At 73.6% G+C, this 21,499-nt stretch carries 23 protein-coding genes; 14 read left to right on the top strand and 9 right to left on the bottom strand.

What is annotated here, in order from left to right; translation table 11 throughout:
• Window positions 1–24: 24 nt before the first annotated feature.
• Window positions 25–741, bottom strand: coding sequence for a CGNR zinc finger domain-containing protein (locus tag AB0F71_RS02800; RefSeq protein ID WP_360227056.1), 717 nt, complete (start codon window positions 739–741; stop codon window positions 25–27).
• Window positions 742–882: 141 nt separating this feature from the next.
• On the opposite strand from AB0F71_RS02800, the gene AB0F71_RS02795 reads away from it, so the two are divergent.
• Entirely contained in the window at window positions 883–1,335 is a 453-nt protein-coding gene (locus AB0F71_RS02795; protein WP_360227053.1) for a GatB/YqeY domain-containing protein, read from the top strand.
• Between the two features lie 142 nt (window positions 1,336–1,477).
• Here the strand turns inward: AB0F71_RS02795 and AB0F71_RS02790 are convergent, their stop codons facing one another.
• A complete protein-coding gene (locus tag AB0F71_RS02790; protein ID WP_360227050.1) occupies window positions 1,478–3,736 on the bottom strand; it encodes a transglycosylase domain-containing protein in 2,259 nt (752 codons plus the stop codon).
• 504 nt (window positions 3,737–4,240) lie between these two features.
• Here AB0F71_RS02790 and AB0F71_RS02785 point away from each other — a divergent pair.
• The gene (locus AB0F71_RS02785) at window positions 4,241–4,564 is read left to right on the top strand and encodes a WhiB family transcriptional regulator (RefSeq protein ID WP_033333275.1); all 324 of its coding nucleotides are present in this window, start codon (window positions 4,241–4,243) and stop codon (window positions 4,562–4,564) included.
• 171 nt (window positions 4,565–4,735) lie between these two features.
• Here AB0F71_RS02785 and AB0F71_RS02780 read toward each other — a convergent pair whose 3' ends face one another.
• Window positions 4,736–5,863: an ArsA family ATPase gene (locus AB0F71_RS02780; protein ID WP_360227697.1), complete on the bottom strand. Its 1,128-nt coding sequence runs from the start codon at window positions 5,861–5,863 to the stop codon at window positions 4,736–4,738.
• A 107-nt stretch (window positions 5,864–5,970) separates the two neighbouring features.
• On the bottom strand, window positions 5,971–7,044 hold the full coding sequence (locus tag AB0F71_RS02775; protein ID WP_360227047.1) for an ArsA-related P-loop ATPase: 1,074 nt from the start codon (window positions 7,042–7,044) through the stop codon (window positions 5,971–5,973).
• 337 nt (window positions 7,045–7,381) lie between these two features.
• Between AB0F71_RS02775 and AB0F71_RS02770 the strand changes: the two genes are divergently transcribed.
• The 5 genes from AB0F71_RS02770 (at window position 7,382) to AB0F71_RS02750 (ending at window position 10,064) form a co-directional block, all read left to right on the top strand.
• The gene (locus tag AB0F71_RS02770; RefSeq protein WP_360227045.1) at window positions 7,382–7,540 is read left to right on the top strand and encodes a hypothetical protein; all 159 of its coding nucleotides are present in this window, start codon (window positions 7,382–7,384) and stop codon (window positions 7,538–7,540) included.
• Window positions 7,537–8,004, top strand: a complete 468-nt coding sequence (locus AB0F71_RS02765) for a RidA family protein (protein WP_360227042.1) — start codon at window positions 7,537–7,539, stop codon at window positions 8,002–8,004. Before AB0F71_RS02770 ends, AB0F71_RS02765 begins: the two co-directional genes overlap by 4 nt.
• Before the next feature lie 69 nt (window positions 8,005–8,073).
• A complete protein-coding gene (locus tag AB0F71_RS02760; RefSeq protein ID WP_360227040.1) occupies window positions 8,074–8,943 on the top strand; it encodes an NUDIX hydrolase in 870 nt (289 codons plus the stop codon).
• An 82-nt stretch (window positions 8,944–9,025) separates the two neighbouring features.
• Window positions 9,026–9,199, top strand: coding sequence for a hypothetical protein (locus AB0F71_RS02755; protein ID WP_360227037.1), 174 nt, complete (start codon window positions 9,026–9,028; stop codon window positions 9,197–9,199).
• A gap of 31 nt (window positions 9,200–9,230) precedes the next feature.
• Entirely contained in the window at window positions 9,231–10,064 is an 834-nt protein-coding gene (locus AB0F71_RS02750; protein WP_360227034.1) for an MBL fold metallo-hydrolase, read from the top strand.
• A gap of 58 nt (window positions 10,065–10,122) precedes the next feature.
• Here the strand turns inward: AB0F71_RS02750 and AB0F71_RS02745 are convergent, their stop codons facing one another.
• Both AB0F71_RS02745 and AB0F71_RS02740 read right to left on the bottom strand, forming a co-directional pair.
• On the bottom strand, window positions 10,123–10,797 hold the full coding sequence (locus AB0F71_RS02745; RefSeq protein WP_030288117.1) for a Crp/Fnr family transcriptional regulator: 675 nt from the start codon (window positions 10,795–10,797) through the stop codon (window positions 10,123–10,125).
• 153 nt (window positions 10,798–10,950) lie between these two features.
• Window positions 10,951–11,988, bottom strand: a complete 1,038-nt coding sequence (locus tag AB0F71_RS02740; protein ID WP_360227031.1) for a DUF5937 family protein — start codon at window positions 11,986–11,988, stop codon at window positions 10,951–10,953.
• Between the two features lie 113 nt (window positions 11,989–12,101).
• Here AB0F71_RS02740 and AB0F71_RS02735 point away from each other — a divergent pair, with 113 nt between their 5' ends.
• Window positions 12,102–12,920 (top strand): isocitrate lyase/phosphoenolpyruvate mutase family protein, encoded by an 819-nt coding sequence (locus AB0F71_RS02735; protein ID WP_360227028.1) that lies wholly within the window; start codon window positions 12,102–12,104, stop codon window positions 12,918–12,920.
• A gap of 4 nt (window positions 12,921–12,924) precedes the next feature.
• On the opposite strand, the gene AB0F71_RS02730 is transcribed toward AB0F71_RS02735, so the two are convergent.
• Window positions 12,925–13,551: an RraA family protein gene (locus tag AB0F71_RS02730; RefSeq protein ID WP_360227025.1), complete on the bottom strand. Its 627-nt coding sequence runs from the start codon at window positions 13,549–13,551 to the stop codon at window positions 12,925–12,927.
• Window positions 13,552–13,732: 181 nt separating this feature from the next.
• On the opposite strand from AB0F71_RS02730, the gene AB0F71_RS02725 reads away from it, so the two are divergent.
• The 6 genes from AB0F71_RS02725 to AB0F71_RS02700 all read left to right on the top strand — a co-directional run bounded on the left by AB0F71_RS02725 (window position 13,733) and on the right by AB0F71_RS02700 (window position 19,965).
• Window positions 13,733–15,460, top strand: a complete 1,728-nt coding sequence (locus AB0F71_RS02725) for an FUSC family protein (RefSeq protein ID WP_360227022.1) — start codon at window positions 13,733–13,735, stop codon at window positions 15,458–15,460.
• Window positions 15,461–15,499: 39 nt separating this feature from the next.
• The gene (locus AB0F71_RS02720) at window positions 15,500–16,000 is read left to right on the top strand and encodes a MarR family transcriptional regulator (protein WP_360227019.1); all 501 of its coding nucleotides are present in this window, start codon (window positions 15,500–15,502) and stop codon (window positions 15,998–16,000) included.
• A 126-nt stretch (window positions 16,001–16,126) separates the two neighbouring features.
• The gene (gene nth, locus AB0F71_RS02715; RefSeq protein ID WP_360227016.1) at window positions 16,127–17,119 is read left to right on the top strand and encodes an endonuclease III; all 993 of its coding nucleotides are present in this window, start codon (window positions 16,127–16,129) and stop codon (window positions 17,117–17,119) included.
• Complete coding sequence (locus AB0F71_RS02710; RefSeq protein WP_360227013.1) at window positions 17,116–17,850, top strand: CoA pyrophosphatase; 735 nt, start codon at window positions 17,116–17,118, stop codon at window positions 17,848–17,850. The genes nth and AB0F71_RS02710 overlap by 4 nt, the downstream gene beginning before the upstream one ends.
• 46 nt (window positions 17,851–17,896) lie before the next feature.
• Window positions 17,897–19,081 (top strand): MarP family serine protease, encoded by a 1,185-nt coding sequence (locus AB0F71_RS02705; RefSeq protein ID WP_360227010.1) that lies wholly within the window; start codon window positions 17,897–17,899, stop codon window positions 19,079–19,081.
• A 182-nt stretch (window positions 19,082–19,263) separates the two neighbouring features.
• Window positions 19,264–19,965: a metal-dependent hydrolase gene (locus AB0F71_RS02700; RefSeq protein WP_360227007.1), complete on the top strand. Its 702-nt coding sequence runs from the start codon at window positions 19,264–19,266 to the stop codon at window positions 19,963–19,965.
• A 77-nt stretch (window positions 19,966–20,042) separates the two neighbouring features.
• Here AB0F71_RS02700 and AB0F71_RS02695 read toward each other — a convergent pair whose 3' ends face one another.
• Both AB0F71_RS02695 and AB0F71_RS02690 read right to left on the bottom strand, forming a co-directional pair.
• The gene (locus tag AB0F71_RS02695; RefSeq protein WP_360227004.1) at window positions 20,043–20,252 is read right to left on the bottom strand and encodes a hypothetical protein; all 210 of its coding nucleotides are present in this window, start codon (window positions 20,250–20,252) and stop codon (window positions 20,043–20,045) included.
• 144 nt (window positions 20,253–20,396) lie between these two features.
• On the bottom strand, window positions 20,397–21,428 hold the full coding sequence (locus AB0F71_RS02690) for an alpha/beta hydrolase (RefSeq protein ID WP_360227001.1): 1,032 nt from the start codon (window positions 21,426–21,428) through the stop codon (window positions 20,397–20,399).
• Between the last annotated feature and the right edge of the window lie 71 nt (window positions 21,429–21,499).

The raw sequence follows: 21,499 nt of genomic DNA, 5'->3' as shown, positions 1-21,499 counted from the left end.
CAGCCCATGCTCTCAGACGGTGGATCAGCTGGTGAACGTCCGGTGGCGCGGTGCGGACACGGCCTCCGTGACCTGCATCGCGTCGACCGGGTCGGTAGAGGTGTTCGGGGCGACCGGATCGGTCGGGTCGGTGTCCCGGCGGGCGCGCAGGGCCCGGACCTTGTTGCGGTTGCCGCAGCGTTCCATCGAGCACCAGCGCCGCCGTCCGGGCCGAGAGGTGTCGACGAAGAGCAGCCGGCAGTCGTGCGCCCGGCATTCCCGGATCCGGTCGGCGTGCGGGCCGGTGAGCAGGGCGATGGCGTCCCGGGCGAGGGTGGAGACGAGCTGGGTGCCGTCGGCGGGCAGCGGGGCGGCCGCGGTGCCGTCCGGGGCGATCTGGGGGACGAGCGGGGGGTGGGCGGCGGCCCGGTTGAGGGCGGCGCGGTCCGCGGGGTCGCCGGGGCGGCCGTGGGCGCGGTCGGCGGCCAGGTGCCAGAGGGCGTCGCGCAGGGTGCGGGCGGCGCCGAGCTGGTCGTCGGTGATCAGTACGGTGCCGACGGGCAGCCGCAGCCGGGAGCGCCGGAGCCAGTCGGTGAGGTCGGACGGGCGGTGCAGCACCTCGTACCGGGCGTACGGGCCGGGGCCGCCGGTGGTGAGCAGTTCCAGGCAGAGGGCGCCGGGGTCGAAGTGGAAGCGGGTGCCGGTGGCGGTGGTGAGGACCAGGCCGGTCGGGTGTTCCGCTGCGCCGTCTCCGTCGGTCATGTAACCAGGGTAGGCGGTTACGGATCCGGCGGTGGCGGCCGACCGCTGACGGCAACTGCTGACGGCAGCCGTTGACAGCGACCGCCGACGGCAACCGTTAATGGCAAGCGACGGAACGTCCCAGGTGGGAGACTCGGGCCCATGACGACGCTCAAGGCGCAGCTGCAGGAGGACCTCACGGCTGCCATCAAGGACCGGGACGAGCTGCGCTCGTCCACCATCCGGCTCACGCTGTCCGCCGTCACCAGCGAGGAGGTGGCGGGTAACGAGAAGCGCGAGCTGTCCGACGACGAGGTGCAGCGGGTGATCGCCCGCGAGGCGAAGAAGCGCCGGGAGGCGGCCGAGGCCTTCGACAAGGCCGACCGGGTCGAGCAGGCCGCGCGCGAGCGCGCCGAGGGCGAGGTGCTGGCGGGCTACCTGCCGAAGCAGCTCTCGGACGAGGAGCTGGCCGCGATCGTGGCCGCCGCCGTGGCCGAGAGCGGGGCGAGCGGTCCGCAGGCGATGGGCGCCGTGATGAAGCTGGTGAAGCCGAAGGTGGACGGACTGGCCGAGGGCGGCCGGGTGGCCGCCGCGGTGAAGGCCGCGCTGCGCTGAGCTGCACGCCGCTGCCGTGACGGCCACGCTGCTCCGACGCGGCACACCGCCGCCGTGCCGCCGGCACCGCCGGCACGGCGAAGGGGCGCCCTCCGGAAGATCCGGAGGGCGCCCCTTCGCCGTCGTACCGGGGTCGGGTCGGTCAGCCGTGCCTGCCGCCGTTGCCGTTCCCGTTGCCATTGCCGTTACCGCCCCCGCCGATCATGCCCGGCGGAAGGGTGAACCCTCCTCCTATCACCCCACCGGGGTTACCGGGGTTCCCGCCGCCCGGTGCGGGCGGCGGCGGGTTCTGGGCGCCCGGCTGCTGGGCGTTCGGGTCCGGCGTCGGGCCGGTGCCCGCCGGCGGGGTGGCCGGCTGGGGGTCCGGGATGTTGGTGGTCTGGATGGGCTCCAGCGGCGAGCCCTTGAGCGCCTGGTTCATGGCCATCTGCCAGATCGGGCCGGGGCCGTCGGCGCCGAACACCTCGTCGAAGTGCTTGCCGCCGATGTTGATGTTCTTCATCTTGACGCCGCCGGCGGGGCCGCCGAGCCAGACCGCGGTGGCCAGCGACGGGGTGTAGCCGTCGAACCAGGCGGCCTTCTTCTCGTCGGTGGTACCGGTCTTGCCCGCGATCTTGCGGCCGTCGTCGAGGCCGAGGGCGGCCGCGGTGCCCTTCTCGGTCACGTTGAGCAGGACGGTGTTGAGCGAGTCCGCGGTCGACTCGGAGAAGGCCTGGCTGCACTGGGACTGCGGGACCTTGAGGTCCTTGCCGTCCACCGTGGTGATCTTGTTGATCGCGATCGGGGTGCAGTACTTGCCGCGGGCGGCGAAGGTCGCGTAGACGTTCGCCATGGTCAGCGGGGAGAGCTCCAGGGTGCCGAGGACCATCGAGGGCACCTCCTGGAACTGGTCGCCCTTCGCCGACTGGGTGATGCCCAGCTTGTTGGCCATCTGCTTCATCGCGCAGAGGCCGACCTGCTGCTCCATCTGCACGAAGTAGGTGTTGACCGACAGCGCCATGGCCTGCTTGAGCTCGTACGGGCCGACCTCGCCGGTCGACTCGTTCTTCACCGTGGCCTTGGGCTTGTCGGTGTTCTTCCAGGTGCCGTTGCAGGTCGACATCTGGGGGTAGTCGATCTTGTTCTCGGACGGGAACGACTGGGTGTTCGACATGCCCGCCTCCAGCGCCGCCGCGGCGAGGATCGGCTTGAAGGTCGAACCGGTCTGGAACCCGTTGCCGCCGCCCATCGAGGCGTCGACGTTGAGGTTGACGACGGTCTGGTTCTTGTTCGGGTCCAGGCCGTACGGGCGGGTCTGGGCCATCGCCAGGATCTTGCCGGTGCCGGGCTCCATCATGGTCGCCGCGGCCGACACCTGGTCGGTCACGTTGACCTTCTTCGTGACGGCGTTCTGGGCGGCGGCCTGCTTGTCCGGGTCCAGCGTGGTGTAGATGTTCAGACCGCCGGTGTCCCACAGCTTCTTGCGGTCGTCGGCGTTCTTGCCGAAGGCCGGGTCCTGCTTGACCACGTGGCGGACGTAGTCGCAGAAGAAGCCCATGCCCGCCTGGGCGGTGATGCAGCCGTTCTGCGGGTCCTTGTACTTGAGGCCCAGCGGGGCGGCCTTGGCCTCGGCCGCCTGCTGGGGGGTGATGTGCTTGTTCTCCAGCATCTTGTCGATGACGACGTTGCGGCGCTTCACCGTGTTGTCGGGGTAGCGCACCGGGTCGTACTGCGACGGGTTCTGGACCACGCCGGCGAGGGTGGCGGCCTCGGCGACGGTCAGGTCCTTGTTGCTCTTGCTGAAGTAGCGCTGGGACGCGGCCTCGACCCCGTAGGCCTGGTGGCCGTAGAAGGTGATGTTGAGGTAGTTGGTGAGGATCTGATCCTTGGTCAGGTCCTCCTCCAGCTTGATCGCGACCTTGAGCTCCTGGATCTTGCGGCCCAGGGTCTTGCGCTGGGCCTCCAGGACGGCCGCCTGGTCGTCGCCGGCCTTCTCCACGTTGACGTTCTTGACGTACTGCTGGGTCAGCGTGGAGGCGCCCTGGGAGGCGGTGCCGCTCTCCGCGTTCTTGCCGACGGCGCGCAGGATGCCCTTGAGGTCGACGGCGCCGTGCTCGTAGAAGCGGGCGTCCTCGATGTCCACCTGGGCGTGCCGCATGAAGGGCGACATCTGGTCGGCGGTGAGGACGGTGCGGTCGCGCTCGTAGACCTTGGCGATCAGACCGCCCTTGGCGTCGAAGATCTGGGTCGCCTGGGTGAGCGGCGGGGTCTTGAAGTCGTCGGGGATGTTCTGGAAGCTCTCCGCCGTGTCCTTGGCGGTCAGGCCCATGGCGCCGACGGCGGGCAGGGCGAGGCCTGCGAGCAGGACTCCGGAGAGCACGCTGACGCCCAGGAACTTCACGCCGTTGCCGACGTGGTCCATCGGTGATCCGCCGCTCTTGCGTCGCGGAGCTCCGGGGTTGCCTGGGGGCTGGGGTGCCAGTGGGCGCTTCGGTGCCATGGGGAGAACCCTACGTCCCCGATTCCCGTACACCGGGGCAGGTGTTCGCCTAGGCTTGTCACAAGCTTGCGACAGCTTCGGTGCGTCAACATCACTCACTCTTGTGAGTGCGGAGACTTGCCCGAATTGCTCACCCTTGTCCGGGTTTTGAGGCGGCTGTGGCCTGTTGTGTTCGAGTAGACGGTTGCGCTGAGTGACGGCGCCTGCGGCGAGAGTGGGGGCCTCGCGGCTCGCAAGTGCCGCGACCTGCGATCACTCCAACGAGTGAGATGACCGATACCCATAGTCCGATCGGGTCATTCGAGATTGAGCCCGAAGGGGCTGTTGCAAGCAGTCCTTCTTCCGTAACGTCCTCAACTGGCAACGGTGAATATGCCGTTGCCGCCGTGGGGGAGCCTCGAATCATCGGGAGAGGACGGCGCCGGCATGGGCTGGGTTGACGACTGGAGTGCGCAGGCCGCCTGCCGCACGAGTGATCCGGACGAACTGTTCGTCCAGGGGGCGGCACAGAACCGGGCGAAGGCGGTGTGCAGCGGGTGCCCCGTCCGGACGGAGTGCCTGGCGGACGCGCTGGACAACCGGGTGGAGTTCGGGGTGTGGGGCGGGATGACGGAACGCGAGCGCCGGGCGCTGCTGCGCCGCCGCCCGACGGTCATGTCGTGGCGGAGGCTGCTGGAGACCGCCCGCACCGAGTACGAGGAGTCCCTCGCGACCGGCGTGATACTGACGGACTACGCCCAGGCGGGCTGACCCCGGCCGCACCTCGCGGTCCGGGGCTCCCCCCGTTCCGGCCCGGACCACCCGGCCGGAGTGCCCGGACCACTCGGCCCCCACCCGGCCCGGACCACTGGCGCCCATCGGCCCCCACCCGGCTCGGGACACCGGCCCCCACCCGGCCCGGACTACGCCGCGCGGCCCGGACTACGCCGCGCCGCTGAGCCGCCCCCCGATGGCCCGCAGCCCGTCCAGGTCGTGGACGTCCCCCGGCAGCGCGGCCACCTCCACGATCGGCACGTCCGGGTACACCGAGACGAACCGGTCCCGGGTGCGCCGTTCGCGCCCCATGATCTGCATCCGTTCGGCGTGCAGCCGCAGCAGTCCGGCCGCCAGCAGCTCCGCCTCCGGCGAGGAGTGCTCCGAGCCGTTCTCCTCCAGGGCCTCGGCCGCCGCCAGCGCCCGTTCCGCGGTGAGCTGCGGCGCGCCCGTGCTGTGCACCCGGTTGAGCACCAGTCCGGCCAGCGGCATCCGGTCCGCGGCGAGCCGGTCCACGAAGTACGCCGCCTCGCGCAGCGCGTCCCGCTCCGGCGCCGCCACCACCAGGAACGCGGTACCCGGCGCCTTCAACAGCTGGTAGGTGCGGTCGGCGCGCTCGCGGAAGCCGCCGAACATCGAGTCCATCGCGCTGACGAAGGTCTGCACGTCGGTGAGCAGCTGGGCGCCGAAGATCTTGCCCAGGGTGCCGGTGAGCAGGCCCATCCCGGCGTTGAGGAAGCGCATCGCGCTGCGGCCGCCGACCTTGGCGGGCGCGGTCAGGATCCGGATCACCCGGCCGTCCAGGAAGGACCCGAGCCGGTTGGGGGCGTCCAGGAAGTCCAGCGCCGAGCGGGACGGCGGGGTGTCCACGACGATGAGGTCCCACTCCTCGGCGGCGCGCAACTGCCCGAGCTTCTCCATCGCCATGTACTCCTGCGTGCCGGCGAAGCCGGCCGACAGGGACTGGTAGAACGGGTTCTCCATGATCGCCCTGGCCCGCTCGGGCTCGGCGTGGGCCAGCACGACCTCGTCGAAGGTCCGCTTCATGTCGAGCATCATGGCGTGGAGCCGGCCGTCCCCGTCCACCCCCTTGACGACCCGGGGGGTGTTGTCCAGCTCGGTCAGACCCATGGACTGGGCCAGCCGCCGGGCCGGGTCGATGGTCAGCACCACGACCTTGCGGCCGCGCTCGGCGGCCCGCAGGCCGATCGCCGCGGCGGTGGTGGTCTTGCCGACGCCGCCGGAGCCGCAGCAGACGATGATCCGGGTCTTCGGGTCGTCGATCAGCTCGTCCACCGCGAGCCGGCTGCCGTTGCCGTTGCCGTTGCCGCTGCCACCGCGGCCGACGCCACCACCAACGCTGCCACTAACGCCACCGCCACCGCTGCCGCCGTTCGCCGGAGTCACGCCGCCCCCTGCCGCTTGAGTTCGCCCGCCAGCCGGTACAGCCCGCCGAGGTCCACGCCCTCGCCCAGCAGCGGGAGTTCGTACGTCGGGAGCCGCAGCTGTTGCAGGTCGGCACGCTGCGCGCGCTCCAGCTCGACCCGCTCGGCGTGCTCCCTGGCCTGCTCCAGCAGCGGGTCGATCAGCGGCTCGACCGCCGCCCGTACCGTCTCCGCCTTGCGCGAGCGCCCGCCCAGCCCGGCCTCGCCGAGGGCCAGCGCGACCTCCTCGCGGTGGTCCCCGTCCACCGCGGCCACCGCGGCCGCGTCCAGCAGCGGGGGCCGGACCATGTTGACCATCACCCCGCCCACCGGGAGCTTCGCCTCGCGCAGCTCCGTGAAGCCGTCGACCGTCTCCTGCACCGGCATCTCCTCCAGCAGGGTGACCAGGTGCACCGCGGTCTCCGGGGACCGCAGCACCCGCATCACGGCCTGCGCCTGGGTGTGTATCGGGCCGATCCGGGCCAGCCCGGCGACCTCGGAGTTGACGTTCAGGAACCGGGTGATCCGCCCGGTCGGCGGGGCGTCCATCACCACCGCGTCGTAGCGCCGCCGCCCGTCCGGGCCCTTGCGGCGGGCCGCCTCGCAGGCCTTGCCGGTGAGCAGCACGTCCCGTACGCCGGGGGCGACGGTGGTGGCGAAGTCGACGAAGCCGACCTTCTGCAGCGCCTTGCCGGCCCGGCCGAGCTTGTAGAACATCTCCAGGTACTCGAGCAGCGCCTGTTCGGTGTCGATCGCCAGCGCGAGCACCTCGCCCGGCCCGCCCTCGCCGGCCGGCAGCCCCAGTTGGGGGCGGGAGACCGAGGCGATCCGGCGCTCCTCGTACGGGAGGGCGGCGATCCCGAACAGTTCGGCGATGCCCTGCCGCCCCTCGACCTCGATCAGCAGCACCCGGCCGCCGTCGGCGGCCAGGGCCAGGGCCAGTGCCGCGGCCAGCGTGGTCTTCCCGGTGCCGCCCTTGCCGCTGACCACGTGCAGCCGGACCCCCTCCCAGTCGGGGTCGCGCCGGGTCGCCTGGCCGGGGGTGCGTGCCACGCTGCGTCTCCGTCCGTCTCCGTCCCTGCGGGCGCCCCTCCTGCGGGGTGCCCCTGCCGAGGGGGCCGCTCGCGGACGAGGGCGCCCCTCCACGAGGATGCCGCTCTGTACGGACGCCCCTCCCTGCGGGTGCCCCCTCGCGAGGACGCCCTCTCGCGAGGGTAACCAGGGAGCGCTCCCGATGCCCGGAGCACCTGGGGCGCCAGGACTGAATCATGCCCCCTTTGTGCCCCACCTCACACGCCGGTCGGCGAGGGCCGGTACGGCTGCGCGTGCGCGGCCCGCACGGCGGCCCGGGCGGCGGCGATCGCCGGGACACCTCGTCTAGAGTCTGGCCATGACCAAGTGGGAATACATGACGGCGCCCCTGCTGGTGCACGCCACCAAGCAGATCCTGGACAACTTCGGCGAGGACGGCTGGGAGCTCGTCCAGGTCGTGCCCGGCCCGAACACCGAGCAGCTGGTGGCCTACTTCAAGCGGGAGAAGAACGCATGAGCAAGGTCGAGTCGAAGCTCGCCGAGCTGGGCCTGACCCTGCCGCCGGTGGCCGCCCCGGTCGCCGCCTACGTGCCGGCCGTCCGGTCCGGTGAGTTCGTGTTCACCTCCGGCCAGCTGCCGGTCGTCGGCGGCAAGCTGGTGAGCACCGGCAAGGTCGGTGCCGAGGTGTCCCCGGAGGAGGCCAAGGAGCTCGCGCAGACCTGCGCGCTGAACGCCCTGGCCGCCGTGAAGTCGGTGATCGGCGACCTGGACCTGATCGAGCAGGTCGTGAAGGTGGTCGGCTTCGTCGCCTCCGCCCCCGACTTCATCGGCCAGCCCGCCGTGATCAACGGTGCCAGCGAGCTGCTCGGCACGGTGCTGGGCGAGGCCGGCGTGCACGCCCGCAGCGCGGTCGGCGTCGCGGTGCTGCCGCTGGACGCCCCGGTCGAGGTCGAGCTCCAGGTGCGCGTCAAGAGCGCCTGAGTCCGAGCGTGATCACGAAGGCGGGGTCGGGCCTGTCCAACCCCGCCTTCGTGCGCTTAGCATCCGGGCATGGACCATCGAGCAACGACGCTCCCGATGCCGCCCGGCTGGCCCGCCCGGATTCGGGCGGTCGACTCCGGCCTGCTCACCCCGGCGGTGGCCAGGCCCGCCGCGACGGTCGTGCTGCTGCGCGACGCCGCCGACGGGCCGGAGGCCTACCTGCTGCGCCGTCGCACCTCGATGGCCTTCGCGGCCGGGATGTACGCCTACCCGGGCGGCGGGGTGGACCCGCGGGACGCCGAGGTCGAGACCGGCTGGGCCGGGCCGTCGCCCGAGGAGTGGGCGCAGCGGCTCGGGGTGGACGCCCGGACGGCGCGGGCGGTGGTCTGCGCGGCGGTGCGCGAGACCTTCGAGGAGGCCGGCGTGCTGCTGGCCGGACCGGACCCGGAGAGCGTCGCCGCACCGCGTGACTGGTCCGCGGAGCGGGCCGCGCTGGAGGCCCACGAGCTGTCCTTCGCCGAGTTCCTGCGGGACCACGGCCTGGTGCTGCGCAGTGACCTGCTGGGCGGCTGGGCCCGCTGGATCACCCCGGAGTTCGAGGAGCGGCGCTATGACACCTGGTTCTTCGTCGCCGCCCTGCCGGCCGGGCAGCGTGCGGCGCTGGAGGTCGGCGAGGCCGACCGGGTCGCCTGGCTGACGCCTGCCGAGGCGGTCCGGGGCCACCGGGAGGGCCGGTTCGGCATGCTGCCGCCGACGGTCACGGTGCTGCGCGAGCTGTCGTCGGTGCGGACCGCCGCCGAGGCGCTGGCCGCGGCCGCCGACCGGGTGCTGGAGCCGGTGCTGGGCCGGGCCGAGGTCCGCGGCGACCGGATGACGGTCCGCTGGCCCGGGTACGACGAACTGACCATCGACGGGGAGTTCCCCGCCGAGGAATCCTGACCTCCTCCGTACGAGAACCCCCTCGTGCGAACCCGTTGCACGACGACTTCGAGAGACGCCGACCGGAAAGGACCGACGACCGATGGACCACGACGATGTGGCTCGCCGGACGGCCCCCGAGCTGCCCGCCCGCCGAGTGATCCCCCGTTCCGCGGCCTGTGACGGTCCGGTCCCGTTCGTCGAGGTCGCCCAGCGCGCCCTCGTCCGGGTCCTGCCCCTGCGGGCCCTGCACCGCGAACTGGAGGGTGGCCGGTGAGCGGGCGAACCGTCGAGAGGTGGGTGGGCGCATGAGCGGAGTCCTGCCGGGCGACCCCGCTGCGGCGGTGGGCGGGGAGGCCACCGCGCGGGCGCTGTGCGTGCTGGCGCCGAACCCGTCGCCGATGACCCTGGACGGCACCAACACCTGGCTGCTCTCCGAGCCCGGCTCGGACCTCGCGGTGGTGGTCGACCCCGGCCCGCTGCACGAGGGCCACCTGCGCCGGGTGCTCGACCTCGCCGAGGAGCGCGGCAAGCGGATCGCGCTCACCCTGCTGACCCACGGCCACGCCGACCACGCCGAGGGCGCGGCCCGCTTCGCCGAGCTGACCGGCACCGAGGTACGGGCCCTGGACCCGGCGCACCGGCTGGGCTCCGAGGGCCTGGTCGGCGGCCAGCGGCTGGACGTCGGCGGCCTCGACCTGCGGGTGGTCGCCACCCCCGGCCACACCTCGGACTCGCTGACCTTCCACCTGCCGGACGACGGCGCGGTCCTCACCGGGGACACCGTGCTCGGCCGCGGCACCACGATGGTCGCCCACCCGGACGGCCGGCTCGGGGACTACCTGGACTCGCTGCGCCACCTGCACACGATGGCCTCCGCGCACGGCGTGCGGACGGTGCTGCCCGGCCACGGCCCGGTGCTCGCGGACGCGCTGGGCGCGGTCGACTACTACCTGGCGCACCGGGCCACCCGGCTCGCCCAGGTGGAGACCGCGGTCGAGGCGGGCTGCCGGACGGCCGCCGAGGTGGTCGCCCGGGTCTACGCGGACGTGGACCGGGCGCTCTGGCCGGCCGCCGAGCTGTCGGTGCGGGCCCAGCTGGAGTACCTGGAGGATCACGGGCTGATCCCGGACCAGGGCTGATCCCGGAACGCCGAAGGGCCCGTCCGGCTCGGACGGGCCCTTCGCGGTGCTCGGAGCGTCAGCGCGAGCGGCGCGACAGCCGCTCGACGTCCAGCAGGACCACCGCGCGCGCCTCCAGCTTCAGCCAGCCGCGGCCGGCGAAGTCGGCGAGCGCCTTGTTGACCGTCTCGCGGGAGGCGCCGACCAGCTGGGCCAGCTCCTCCTGGGTGAGGTCGTGGGCGACGTGGATGCCCTCCTCGGACTGCACGCCGAAGCGGCGGGAGAGGTCCAGCAGGGCCTTGGCGACGCGGCCGGGCACGTCGGAGAAGACCAGGTCGGACATCACGTCGTTGGTCCGGCGCAGTCGGCGGGCGATGGCCCGCAGCAGCGCGATGGAGACCTCGGGGCGGGCGTGCAGCCAGGGCTGCAGGTCGCCGTGGCCGAGGCCGAGCAGCTTGACCTCGGTCAGCGCGCTGGCGGTGGCGGTGCGCGGGCCCGGGTCGAACAGCGACAGCTCGCCGATCATCTCGCTGGGGCCGAGCACGGCCAGCATGTTCTCGCGGCCGTCCGGCGAGGCGCGGTGCAGCTTGACCTTGCCCTCCGCGACGACGTACAGCCGGTCGCCCGGGTCGCCCTCGTGGAACAGCGACTCACCACGGGCGAGGGTGACCTCGGTCATGGAAGCGCGCAGCTCGCCGGCCTGTTCGTCGTCGAGTGCCGCGAAGAGTGCGGCGCGCCGCAGAACGTCGTCCACGTGCTTCCTCCTTCTCGGCCGTCCGGCGGGTGGGCCGTCCGGCGCAAGTTTCCGTTCAGTGTTCTGCATCACCAAGCATGGCGCATGTCGCTCCGATCATATGAGGAGGGGGTGTGTCCGGGTGTGCCGTGCGGGGCCATTCGCACCGGCGGGTCACGGGGCGGGGCGTCCGGCGGCGGCCGCCCGGTCGAACTTCCGTCCGTCCGGATCGAACAGGGAGTCGCCCACGGCGGTGCGGGCGGAGAGGACGGCGTGCCCGGCCCGGTGGGCGCTGGTCAGGCCCGCCGTACGCAGGGCGGTGAGGTGCTGGGAGACCGCGGCGGGGGACAGCCCCGTCCGGCGGGCCAGCTCGGTGGTCGAGGCCGGGGAGTCCAGCTCGGCCAGCAACTGGGCCCGGGACCGGCCGAGGACGGCGGCCAGCGCGTCGGTGCGCGCGGCCGAGCCCGGGCGCTCCTCCCAGAGCGCGGCCGTGCCGCGCGCCGGGTAGACCAGCTGCGGCGGGTCCGGCGGCAGCACCCGGGTGAGCACCCGCGGCCAGGCGAAGGCCGAGGGCACCAGCAGCAGTCCGGCCGCGGTGTTCAGCCGGTTCACCGCGCAGTGGCGGTGCTCCAGGCGCAGCGCGGTGCCGTCCCAGCGGATCGTCTCGTGCAGGTCGTCCAGCATCCGCGCGCTGCCGTGTTCGGCGGCCTGCCGGGAGCGGTGGAAGACGTCCGCGGCCAGCAGCGCGCTGATCCGGGCCCAGTACGGGGCGAGTGCCAGCTCCCAGTACGCCTCGATCTCGGCGGCCAGCCGGGGCAGCTGGCCGGCCGGGTCGCGGTGCAGCGGTTCCAGGGCGGTGGGCAGCGTGCCGCCGGCCTCGGCGGCCAGGATGTCGAGGTCGGCGCGGACCTGCTCGGCGTCGGTCGCGGTGATCGCGGACAGCTCCTCGGCGAGCGTGGTCGAGCAGCCCGCCGGGGCGGGGTTGAGGAAGTCGGGCAGGTGGCCCTCGGGCGGGACCATCGCGGCCAGTCGGCCCCGGTCCAGTCCGGCGGCGGCCAGCCGCTCGCGCACCTGGTCGGCCCAGCGGCGGTGCAGCGCCGGGACGGGGGAGCGGGCCAGCGCGCGCAGGCTGGTCACCACCTCCTGCATCGGGCTGACCGCGAACCGGGTCAGCGCCAAGTCCTGGGTGGAGAAGTGGAGTTCCGTCCGCATGCCGCGGCCCCCTTCGGAAGATTCGGCCCCAGCTTAATCACTGGTGGCCGGCCCGGAGCGGGGCGCAGGATGCCTGCGTTCCCACCGTTCCGTACGAAAGCCGGTGACCCACCATGTCCACCACCCCCGAGGCCCGCGAGCGGGCGCTGCGGCTGCGCGAACTCCTCGCGGAGGGCGTGCTCGTCCTGCCCAACGCCTGGGACGCGGGCAGCGCCGCGGTGATCGCCTCGGCCGGCGCCCGGGCCATCGCCACCACCAGCGGCGGCGTCTCCTGGTCGCTCGGGCACGGCGACGGCCAGCGGATGGACCGGGCGGCGGCGGTCGAGGCGGCCCGCCGGGTCGTCGCCGCGGTGGACCTGCCGGTCACCGTCGACGCCGAGGGCGGCTACGGGCCGCTGCCCGCCGACGTGGCCGAGACCGTCACCGAACTGGTCGGCGCCGGCGCGGCCGGGGTCAACCTGGAGGACTCGACGGCCGTCGGCGGGCCGCTGTTCCCGGTGGCCGAGCAGGCCGAGCGGCTGCGCGCGGCCCGTACCGCGGCCGCGGCGGCCGGACTGCCCGAGCTGCTGGTCAACGCCCGGACCGACGTCTTCCTGTTCGGACTGGGCGGGCTCGACGACGTGCTGGTCCGGGCCGAGGCCTACGCCGAGGCGGGCGCCGACGGCCTGTTCGTCCCCGGGCTGCTGGACCTCGACCTGCTCGCCGAGCTGTGCCGGCGCTCCCCGCTGCCGGTGAACGCGATGGCCGGGCCGGGCGGGCCGAGCGTCGCCGAACTCGCCGCCACGGGGGTGCGGCGAGTCAGCGTCGGTACCGGCCTCGCCCAGGCCGCGTACACCACGGCCCACCGGGCCGCCGTCGAGCTGCTCGGCGCCGGGACGCTGACGGAGCTCGACGGGGCGCTCGGCTTCGGGGAGCTGAACGGGCTGTACTGACCCCTTACCCGGTGAAGCCCAGCTCGGCCAGGCTCTGCTCGATCCGGGCGTGGTGGGCGGCCTCCCAGTCGTCCAGGGTCTCGGCGGACTCCTTGGCCAGCTTCGCCCGGGCCGCCTCCAGGGCCCTCGCCCGCTCGGCGGCGGGCACCACCACGACGCCCTCCTCGTCGGCCACCACGATGTCGCCGGCGGCCACCAGCACGCCGCCGCAGCGCACCGGGGCGCCGTGGGTGCCCAACTGCTTCTTGGCCCCGGGGATCGGGATGACGCCCCGGGCGACCACCGGGAAGCCCAACTCCCGTACCTCGCCGAGGTCGCGGATCAGCCCGTCGGCCACGAAGGCGGCGACGCCCCGGCGCTGCGCCACGGCACAGACGTTGCCGCCGGCCAGCGCGTAGTCCAGGTCGCCGGACTCCACCACGATCACCGAGCCGGGCTCGGCCCGGTAGATCGCCGCGTGCAGCATCAGGTTGTCGCCGGGCGGGCACTGCACGGTGAAGGCCGGTCCGGCCACCCGGGGCATGCCCGCCCAGAGCGGGCGCAGGCCGATGTCCGTGACCTGGGCACGGCCGAGGACATCGGCCAGGGTGGTGGTGGGAATGTCCGCGAAGTCCTTGAAGTCCCCGTGCATGCTTCCTCTTTCCTCGATCTTCTCGACGGTCGGCCCGTGGGAAGACTAGGACGCGGAGGTGGACGGGGGTTCAGGGGGCGCGGGCCGGGGCTCGCCGCAGAACTCGTCGCTCCCGGGAAACACATGTGCCCGGTCCCACGAGCAAGTATTTCACGGGTAAATTACCTGCTAATCTTTTTTCATGGCCACACCCGCCCAGTTCCGGCAGGCCCTCCGGGTCGGCCCGCCCGGGGACATCTGGCACAAGCCCGCGCTCAGCGCCGTGGTGACCCTCGGCCTCCTCAACCTCACCCTGCTCGCCCTCGGCCGACTCGACCTCGCGCTCTACACCTCGGCCGGCGGCCTCGGCGCGCTGTACGGCCACGGCCTGCCCTACCGGGCCCGGGCCCGCACCCTGGCCGGCGTGCTGCTCGGCACCCTGCTCAGCACCGCCGCCGCCCTCACCGCCGCCGCGCTGACCCGCGACGCCGTGGTGCTGGTCGCGGTCGCGGCCGTGCTTGCCGCGCTGCACAAGCTGGGCTGCGACGCCGCCCGGATCGGCCCGCCCGGCAGCCTGATCATCACCTTCACCACCGCCAGCTGCGCGTTCGTCCCGCAGCACCCCACCGACCTCCCGCCGCATCTGGCGCTCACCGCGCTCGGCGCCGCACTGGCCTGGCTGGTCGGCATGGCCCCCGCGCTACTGCGCCCGTACGGGCCCGAGCGGATCGCCACCGCCCGCGCGCTGGAGGCCGCCGCCCGGCTGGCCCGCACCGCGCCCGGCACCCCGGACGCGGCCGCCCGCACCGCACTGGTCGGCGCGGTCGCCGCGGCCCGGCAGAGCCTCGCCCTCTCCTCCCCGGCGCGGTGGCGCACCCTCGGCGACGCGCCCGAGCGGCTGCTCGTCCGCGCGGAGTCGGCCCTGGCCGCGCCCGCCGGGCGGGCCGACGACTCCGCTGCCGCCGCCGTCGCCGAGCGGTACGAGGCCTGGGCCCGTGACCTGCGCCGGGGCCGTCGGTTGCCGCTGCTCGACCTCACCGAGGCCGAGGCCGCCGAACTGCGCGCCCACCGCCCCGGCTCCCGCCCTGGCCCCCGCCCGCCGCTGCGCCGGGCACTGCGTCGGGCGTTGGGGCCGGGCTCGGCGCTGTTGCCGATCGCCCTGCGGGTCGCGGTGGGCTGCGCCGCCGCCGGGTGGCTCTCGCTGGCCCTCGGCGTCGGCCGCCCCTACTGGGCGGTGGTCACCGCGGCCTCGGTGTTCCAGGCCAACAGCACGCTCTCCTGGCAGCGCGCGCTGCAGCGGGTGCTGGGCAACCTGATCGGCCTGGTGCTGTTCACCGCCGCACTGCCCCTCGCCCACTCGGGGCAGCCGGCGATGATCGGGCTGGGGCTGCTGTGCCAGTTCGGCGCCGAGGCGACGATCGCCCGCAGCTACTGGCTGGCCACCGTCTTCGTCACCCCGATGGCCCTGCTGATGACCGAGTTCGCGGGCCTCCAGCCCGCCCGGACCCTGGTCGCCGACCGCTGGCTGGACACCTGCGTGGGCGCGCTCACCGGCCTCGCCGCCTGCCTGCTGGTCACCAACCGCCGCACCGCCACCCGGCTGTCCCGCGCCCTGGCCGGGGCCGAGACCGCCGCCCGGGAGGCCCGGGCGGCGGTCGCCGCCGCTGCGGCCGTCGGCTCCGACGCCTTGGCGGCCCGGACCGGACTGGCCACCGCCCTGCTGGAACTGCGCGAGGCCGCCGACACCGCCACCGGTGAATGGCGCCGCCCCGCCCTCCCGCACCGCCGCACCGCCGACACCGAGCAGCACGCCCACCACCTGCTGGCGGCCCTCCTGGCGCGACGCGGCACGCCGGACACGTCCGAGGGCCTGCTCCGAACTGCCGCCTGCCGGGCGGGCGGACGGCGGGAGTCCGAAGAGACGCCCTAGGATCGACGGACGGTCGGTCGCAGAACGGGAGCAGCGCACGTGGAGGACGTCGTCGCAGGTGTGCTGCGCCAGTGGGAGCGCGCGTACCCGGGACTGGACACCGGCCCGATCGCCGTCCTCGGCCGGATCAACCGCTGCGCCGCGCTGCTCCAGCAGACGCCCGACCCGCTCACCCGGGCCGGCCTCACCCGCGCCGAGTTCGACATCCTCGGCGCCCTGCGCCGGGTCGAGGTCGAGCTGACGCCCACCCAGCTGGCCCGCGAGAGCTTCGCCTCCGGTGCCGCCGTCACCAAGCGCCTGCGGCTGCTGGAGGAGCGCGGGCTGGTCAGCCGCCGTACCGACGACCGGGACCGCAGGGTCGCCCACCTCTCGCTCACCGACGCCGGGCGGGAGCTGGTCGACGGCCTGGTCCAGGAGCTCGTCGCCTACGACCGCGCCCTGCTCTCCGGCCTCACCCCCGACGAGCAGGACCGCCTCGCCGAGGCCCTGGCCGGCCTGCTCAACACCCTTGAGGGCACCATCGGCCGCACCCTGCGCTGAACGCCACCCGCCCCGGCAGCCGCTTCTTCCCTCACTTCCTCCCTCACTTCCTCCGTCACTTCGTTCGTCACTTCTTCCGTCCTTGATCGGCCCCAAGCGGTCCGCCGGGCGGCGTAGCCTTCGTGCATGGCAGAGAGCAAGGCCCGGAAGACCGCGACCGATCCGGCCGCGACGCAGGCCGTGAAGTCGGCCTTGAAGCCGGACGTGAAGCCGGACGTGAACCAGGCAGCAGCGAAGCCGCCCGTGAAGCGGGCCGCGAAGGCCGCGAAGGCCGCGAAGCCGGCCGCGAAGACGGCGGCGGTGAAGCCGAGGAAGCCCGAGTCGCACCTGGCGATGGTGCGGCGGGCCCGGCGGATCAACCGCGAGCTGGCGGAGCTGTACCCGTACGCCCACCCGGAGCTGGACTTCGAGAACCCGTTCCAGCTGCTGGTGGCCACCGTGCTGTCGGCGCAGACCACCGACCTGCGGGTGAACCAGACCACCCCGGTGCTGTTCGCGAAGTACCCGACGCCCGAGGACATGGCGGCGGCGAACCCGGAGGAGCTGGAGGAGATCATCCGCCCGACCGGCTTCTTCCGGAACAAGGCGAAGTCGCTGATCGGCCTCTCGACCGCGCTGCGCGACGAGTTCGGCGGTGAGGTCCCGGGCCGGCTGGCCGATCTGGTGACTCTGCCCGGGGTCGGTCGCAAGACCGCCAACGTGGTGCTCGGCAACGCCTTCGGAGTGCCCGGCATCACCGTGGACACCCACTTCGGGCGGCTGGCCCGCCGGTTCGGCTGGACCACCGAGGAGGACCCGGTGAAGGTCGAGCTGGCCGTCGCCGAGATCTTCCCGAAGTCGGAGTGGACGATGCTGTCGCACCGCGTGGTCTTCCACGGCCGCCGGATCTGCCACTCCCAGAAGCCCGCCTGCGGGGCCTGCCCGATCGCGCCGCTCTGCCCCGCGTACGGGGAGGGCGAGCTGGATCCGGAGAAGGCCCGCAAGCTGCTCAAGTACGAGATGGGCGGTCAGCCCGGCCAGCGGCTCAAGCCGCCGTCGGACTTCCCCGGCGAGGCCGCCGCCCGCGCTGATGCGGCCGCCCACCAGGGGCGGGTCGCGGACCTGGGGGTGGACGCGTGATCGGGGGAGCCATCGAGCGGAGCGGCCTGCCGGGCTGGCTGGAGCCGGTCCGGGACGCGGCCGAGCGGGTGCTGCCGGAGCAGCTGAGCCGCTTCCTGCCGCCGAGCGAGGGCGGTCGGGCGGCGGCGGTGCTGATGCTGTTCGGCGAGGGCCCGGACGGGCCGGACCTGCTGCTGATCGAGCGGGCCCGCTCGCTGCGCTCGCACGCCGGCCAGCCGTCCTTCCCGGGCGGCGCGCTGGACCCGGAGGACGGTGACCCGGACGGCTCCGGCCCGATCGCGGCGGCGCTGCGCGAGGCCTGGGAGGAGACCGGCCTGGACCCGGCCGGGGTGCAGGTCTTCGCCGCGCTGCCCCGGCTGTACATCCCGGTGAGCCGCTTCGTGGTCACCCCGGTGCTGGGCTGGTGGCGCGAGGAGTCGCCGGTGCGGCCGGTGGACCAGGGCGAGACCGGCGCGGTGTTCCGGGTGACGATCACCGACCTCGCCGACCCGGCGAACCGGGTCCGGCTGCGGCACCCGTCCGGGCACGTCGGGCCGGCCTTCGCGGTGGCCGGGCGGCTGGTCTGGGGGTTCACCGCCGGGGTGATCGACCGGGTGCTGCACCACAGCGGGCTGGAGCGGCCGTGGGACCCGTCCCGGGTCGTCGACCTCTCGGACGACGCCCTGGCGCTCGTCCAGGGCGACCTCGAACACTCCCGGGCCCTGCCGGGCGGCGGCGCCGACAGCTCGTGACGGACCGTCGGCGCGGCACGGTCGCGAAGCGTGGGAGGGTGTCGGAGTGAACGTGCTGGATGTGCTGCTGGTCCTCGCCGCCGTCGGATTCGCCATTTCGGGCTACCGGCAGGGCTTCGTGGTGGGCGTCCTGTCGCTCGTCGGCTTCCTCGGCGGCGGCCTGCTGGCCGTCCAGCTGCTGCCGCTGCTGCTCGACCACCTCAGCCCCGGCACCACGGCCTCGGTGGTGGCCGTGGTGGTGGTGATCGTCTGCGCCGCGATCGGCCAGGCGGTCACCGCGCACTACGGCTGGAAGCTGCGCGGCCACATCGACCGCCGTCCGGCCCGGGTGCTGGACGCGTCCGGCGGCGCGGTGGTCAACGTGATCTCGATGCTGCTGGTCGCCTGGCTGATCGGCTCCGCGCTGGCCGGCACGTCCCTGCCGACGGTCTCCAAGCAGGTCCGCTCCTCGGCGATCCTCAGCGGCGTCCAGGAGGCGCTGCCGGGTGACGCGCCGAACTGGTTCTCCGACTTCTCCAAGGTGCTCGCCCGCAACGGCTTCCCGCAGGTCTTCAACCCCTTCGAGCACGAGCCGATCACCCAGGTCGACACCCCGGACCCGGCGCTGGCCAACAGCCCGGCGGTGGCCCGGGCGCGGCAGAGCCTGGTCAAGGTGGTCGGCACCGCGACCTCCTGCGGCAAGACCCTGGAGGGCAGCGGCTTCGTCTTCGCCCCGCACCGGGTGATGACCAACGCCCACGTGGTGGGCGGCGTCGACGAGCCGACCGTGCAGATCGGCGGCGTCGGCCAGCTGTACGACGCCACGGTGGTCCGCTACGACTGGCAGCGGGACATCGCCGTCCTGGACGTGCCCAAGCTCAACGCGCCCCCGCTGACCTTCGCGGGCGAGGCGAGGACCAACGACAGCGCGATCGTCGCGGGCTTCCCCGAGAACGGCGCCTTCAACGTCCAGCCCGCCCGCATCCGCGGCCGGATCCAGGCCAACGGCCCGGACATCTACCACCGCGGCCAGGTGGTCCGGGACGTCTACTCGGTGCGCTCGCTGGTCCGCCAGGGCAACAGCGGCGGCCCGCTGCTCACCCCGGACGGGCAGGTGTACGGCGTGGTGTTCGCCAAGTCCCTGGACAGCGCCGACACCGGGTACGTGCTGACCTCGGCCGAGGTGCGCGAGGACGCGACGGCGGGCAGCAGCGCGAGCGGCCGGGTGGACACCCAGGGCTGCGCGCTCTGAGGCCGCACTCCGAGGGCAAGCGCTGAGGCCGCGCTCCCAGGGCGCGTTCAGAAACCGTGGGGCCCGCCGGTGCGGGATCCGTCGTGCCGTCAGGCCGCCCTGGTAGCCTCGGCCGCGCTCACCCGTTCGGCTCAACCGGGTTGCCGTCCCGGAGTGAGTCAACGGGAGGTCGTGGTAGTCCGATGATGGGTCATTCGCACGCGGTGAGTGGGGCGATGCTGTACGCGGCCTCCGCCCCCTTCCTGCCCCCGCTGCTGCTGCACACCACGCTCCAGCCGGCGGACATACTGATGGGCACGGTGCTGTGCGCGGGCGCGGCACTGCTGCCGGACCTCGACCACCACGACGGTTCGATCGCCAACTTCCTCGGCCCGCTCTCCAAGGCGCTCTGCCGCTTCGTGGCCTGGGCCTCCGGCGGGCACCGGCACGCCACCCACTCGCTGCTGTTCGTCGCGCTGATGGGCGGCGGCACCTGGGCCGGCGTCACCTTCCTGGGTCGCTACTTCACCCTCACGGTGACGTTCTTCCTCCTGGCACTGGCGATAAAGGCGCTGCGGCTCTGCCCGCCGAGCAGCGGCCCGGAGGCGTGGATCACCGTCATAGGCCTGGCCGCGCTCGGCACCTTCGGGATGAACACCTGGATGCCCAACGCGCCCGGCTGGCTGCCGTACGCCGTCGGGCTGGGCACGCTGGCGCACCTGCTGGGCGACTGCCTGACCAAGAAGGGCGCGCCGCTGCTGTGGCCGCACAAGGAGCGCTACGAGATCGTGCTGATCAAGCGCAGCGGCAACAACGTCGAGACCAAGGTGCTGGTGCCGATCATGTCGGTGGCGACCTTCGTGCTGCTCTGGTTCACGGCGCTGTCACCGCAGATCGTGAACTGACCGGCCGCCGTACGACCTCCGTGCGGAACTGACCGGCCGCCCGGACGTCGTACGTCAGGCCGGAGCGGCGCGGGGCCTCAGGTCTCGCGCCGCAGCCGTGCGCCCACCCAGCGGGCGCGCCGGCCGAGGATCCGCGGGATGCCCATCTGCCGCTGCGCCCCGCGCTGGCGGCGGTCGAGGCCCTCGAAGCCGAGGTCCTCCGCCCAGTCGGGGAGGTGTGCGGGGCGCTGGGGACTGTTGTGGCGTCGGCCGCGCGGGGCGTCGTCGCGATCGGGCATCCAGGTCATACCGGAATGGATGCCCCTGGGCCGGAGGGAGTAACCGCCTCTGGTGCGCCGAACCTGGCCCATGCGCATGTCATATGAGCGTAACATCAAGGGAGTTGGGACTTTCGGCCCCTTCCGGGAGTCCTGGGAAGGGCCCTCCCGCCGTCACTCCTTGTGGCGACCGACCCAGTCCAGCAGCTCCGCGGTGAACTCCTCCGGAGCCTCCTCGTGCGGGAAGTGCCCGACCCCCGGCAGCAGCCGCCAGCGGTACGGCGCCGCCACGTACTCGCCGCCGCCCAGCGCGGTGTGCGACAGCAGCACCGGGTCCGCGGCGCCCTGGACGTGCAGGGTCGGCGCGGTGATCGGCTTCTTCATCCGACGGGCGAACTGGATGCCGTCCGGCCGGGCCATCGAGCGCAGCAGCCAGCGGTAGGGCTCGATCGAGCAGTGCGCGGTGCTGGGGATCTGGATCGCCTGCCGGTACGCGTGCACCGACGCTCCGTCCAGCTTGTTCGGCCCGGTCCACTCGTCCAGGTAGCGGCCCACCAGCGCCGCGTCGTCGGCGACCAGGCGGCGTTCCGGTATCCACGGCCGCTGGAAGCCCAGGACGTGGTCGAAGGCGGCGATCTGCTTGCGGTCCGTCAGCAGCGCCCGGCGCAGGTCCCGGGGGTGCGCCGCGGAGACCACGGTGAGGCTCTGGATCACCGAGGGGCGCATCACCGCCGCCACCCAGGCCAGGGTGCCGCCGGAGGCGTGCCCCACCAGGTGCGCGCGGCGCTCGCCGAGCGAGCGGATCACCCCGGTGATGTCCAGGGCGAGGTTGCCCGGGTCGTAGCCGCGCGGGGTGCGGTCGCTGCCGCCGATGCCGCGCAGGTCGAGCGCCACGGCGCGGTAGCCGGCCTCGGCCAGCGCGGTCAGCTGGTGGCGCCAGGCCCACCAGTACTCGGGCCAGCCGTGCACCAGCAGCACCAGCGGGCCGGAGCCCAGCTCGGTGATGTGGAAACGGGCACCGTTGGCCGCCAGGTCGCGGTGCGTCCACGGACCGGACTGCCGGATGCTCCACGCCCCGGCAGCGGCGTCGTCGGACCGTCCGGGGACGGCGGCGCCCCCGCCGGCCTCCGGGCCGGCCCCGGGGCCCGAGGCGGGGCCGGAGACGGCGGACGGCTGCGCGGGAACGGGCTTCTGGTCGAGCGGCATACCGAGAGCGTGTCACATCCGTGCGAAGGACACGTGCCCGGCACTCGCTGCGGGCGGGTCCGGGCACGTAC

The organism is Kitasatospora sp. NPDC028055 (assembly GCF_040637885.1).
Taxonomy (GTDB): Bacteria; Actinomycetota; Actinomycetes; order Streptomycetales; family Streptomycetaceae; genus Kitasatospora.
The sequence above is the reverse complement of the archived record's forward strand: the minus strand, read 5'-3'. Positions and strand labels throughout refer to the sequence as shown.

What these genes read in the sequence shown, in the direction of transcription:
- AB0F71_RS02730 (WP_360227025.1), bottom strand. Translation starts at nt 13,551, where the DNA reads ATGCACGGGGACTTCAAGGACTTCGCGGACATTCCCACCACCACCCTG.
- nth (WP_360227016.1), top strand. Translation starts at nt 16,127, where the DNA reads ATGGCAGAGAGCAAGGCCCGGAAGACCGCGACCGATCCGGCCGCGACG.
- AB0F71_RS02795 (WP_360227053.1), top strand. Translation starts at nt 883, where the DNA reads ATGACGACGCTCAAGGCGCAGCTGCAGGAGGACCTCACGGCTGCCATC.
- AB0F71_RS02800 (WP_360227056.1), bottom strand. Translation starts at nt 741, where the DNA reads ATGACCGACGGAGACGGCGCAGCGGAACACCCGACCGGCCTGGTCCTC.
- AB0F71_RS02690 (WP_360227001.1), bottom strand. Translation starts at nt 21,428, where the DNA reads ATGCCGCTCGACCAGAAGCCCGTTCCCGCGCAGCCGTCCGCCGTCTCC.
- AB0F71_RS02755 (WP_360227037.1), top strand. Translation starts at nt 9,026, where the DNA reads ATGGACCACGACGATGTGGCTCGCCGGACGGCCCCCGAGCTGCCCGCC.
- AB0F71_RS02735 (WP_360227028.1), top strand. Translation starts at nt 12,102, where the DNA reads ATGTCCACCACCCCCGAGGCCCGCGAGCGGGCGCTGCGGCTGCGCGAA.
- AB0F71_RS02790 (WP_360227050.1), bottom strand. Translation starts at nt 3,736, where the DNA reads ATGGACCACGTCGGCAACGGCGTGAAGTTCCTGGGCGTCAGCGTGCTC.
- AB0F71_RS02760 (WP_360227040.1), top strand. Translation starts at nt 8,074, where the DNA reads ATGGACCATCGAGCAACGACGCTCCCGATGCCGCCCGGCTGGCCCGCC.
- AB0F71_RS02695 (WP_360227004.1), bottom strand. Translation starts at nt 20,252, where the DNA reads ATGACCTGGATGCCCGATCGCGACGACGCCCCGCGCGGCCGACGCCAC.
- AB0F71_RS02770 (WP_360227045.1), top strand. Translation starts at nt 7,382, where the DNA reads ATGACCAAGTGGGAATACATGACGGCGCCCCTGCTGGTGCACGCCACC.
- AB0F71_RS02740 (WP_360227031.1), bottom strand. Translation starts at nt 11,988, where the DNA reads ATGCGGACGGAACTCCACTTCTCCACCCAGGACTTGGCGCTGACCCGG.
- AB0F71_RS02765 (WP_360227042.1), top strand. Translation starts at nt 7,537, where the DNA reads ATGAGCAAGGTCGAGTCGAAGCTCGCCGAGCTGGGCCTGACCCTGCCG.
- AB0F71_RS02700 (WP_360227007.1), top strand. Translation starts at nt 19,264, where the DNA reads ATGATGGGTCATTCGCACGCGGTGAGTGGGGCGATGCTGTACGCGGCC.
- AB0F71_RS02725 (WP_360227022.1), top strand. Translation starts at nt 13,733, where the DNA reads ATGGCCACACCCGCCCAGTTCCGGCAGGCCCTCCGGGTCGGCCCGCCC.
- AB0F71_RS02750 (WP_360227034.1), top strand. Translation starts at nt 9,231, where the DNA reads ATGAGCGGAGTCCTGCCGGGCGACCCCGCTGCGGCGGTGGGCGGGGAG.
- AB0F71_RS02785 (WP_033333275.1), top strand. Translation starts at nt 4,241, where the DNA reads ATGGGCTGGGTTGACGACTGGAGTGCGCAGGCCGCCTGCCGCACGAGT.